Source organism: Vibrio sp. 1249-1, from assembly GCF_033340495.1.
In genome coordinates, this window is the sequence record NZ_JAWOWJ010000084.1 from 1 (window position 1) to 1224 (window position 1224).

1 protein-coding gene and 1 pseudogene are annotated in these 1224 nt (G+C 50.0%); both read right to left on the reverse strand.

Features of this window, described 5'->3' with window-relative positions; translation table 11 throughout:
* Window positions 1–411 (reverse strand): annotated as a pseudogene (locus R7Z50_RS24415) (hypothetical protein); the annotation flags it as partial.
* Window positions 408–1224, reverse strand: an 817-nt coding sequence (locus R7Z50_RS24420) for an efflux RND transporter permease subunit (protein ID WP_318149336.1), incomplete at its 5' end; no start/stop codon positions are given. The gene R7Z50_RS24420 and the pseudogene R7Z50_RS24415, both read right to left, overlap by 4 nt.

Below are 1224 nucleotides of genomic sequence, written 5' to 3' on the forward strand. Positions count from 1 at the left end.
AATTTGAGGTGGCAGACCCGACACGGAATCACTGAGCGGATTCAATATCGGACCGAGTGAAGAGTCATTTTTACTGAACTGATAGTTCATGTAACCCGCACCGAGATTAATTGTCGGTACCTTGAATGACTCCACCATGGTTTTATAGTTGTTGGCCATTTTCACCCGCTCGGCCGCCACTTTCAGCGGAATGTTTTGGCTCTGCATGTCTTGAACCATTTGATTCAACACCGGATCGTGAAACTTAGTCCACCAAAACTCAACGTGTTGTGAATCGGTACTCAACCCTGCATTTTCGGCGTTCAAGTAGGTTTCTGCCATGCTGGTGGTCGCTGCTTGGTAGTCGGGGCCCACTGCACAACCTGCTAAACTTAGGGCTAGAACGACAGGCGTTAGAATGAATTTTTTCACGATGACGCCTCCTCTAGCTCAGCGTTGGTTTGTGTGGATGGTGCTTTTTCTTTATAAGCAAGGCGATACAGCGCAGGCATGACAAACAGTGACAATATGGTTGCGGCCGCCAAGCCTCCGATGATGGTTGCCGCCATTTGGTCAAACAGCAGATCTGACAGCAGCGGGATCATGCCGAGCGCGGTCGTTAACGCACCCATAGAAATAGCCATAGTACGGTTGACCGTGGCTTCTTTGATGGCGTCAGACAAGCTCATGCCATTTGCGCGTTCGAGCTCAATTTGATCCATTAGTACGATGCCATTTTTGATGATCATCCCGGTCAGCGTGATGGCTCCGATCAGCGCCATAAAGCCAAATGGTTTATCGAATCCCAGCAGAGCAAACACGGCACCTGATGCCGCCAGTGGTAGCGTTGCGAGGATGATGATTGGCTGCTTAAAGCCGTTGAACATCGCGACTAGGATGATCACCATGATCAGCATTGCTTTTGGTTGCTGCTTCATGATGTCGGTGACCGCTTTGTCTTCATCGTAATATTCGCCGCCCCATTCCATGCTGTAACCCGCCGGAAGTTGGATAGCTTCAACCTGATCTTTAATGGCATTTCTTACATTCGCTGGTGTGGAGTCTCGGCTCACACCCGCTTGAACCGTGATGGTTTTCACGCGGTCTCGTCGCCAAATCATGCTCTCTTCGGTGACCAGTTCGAATCCATCCACCACTTGACCAAGTGGAACGCTGTTAAAGCCAAGTAGAGAGCGCACAGGTAGCGTTTCTAGTGACGCCATGTTTTGTGATGTGCCACGTAAC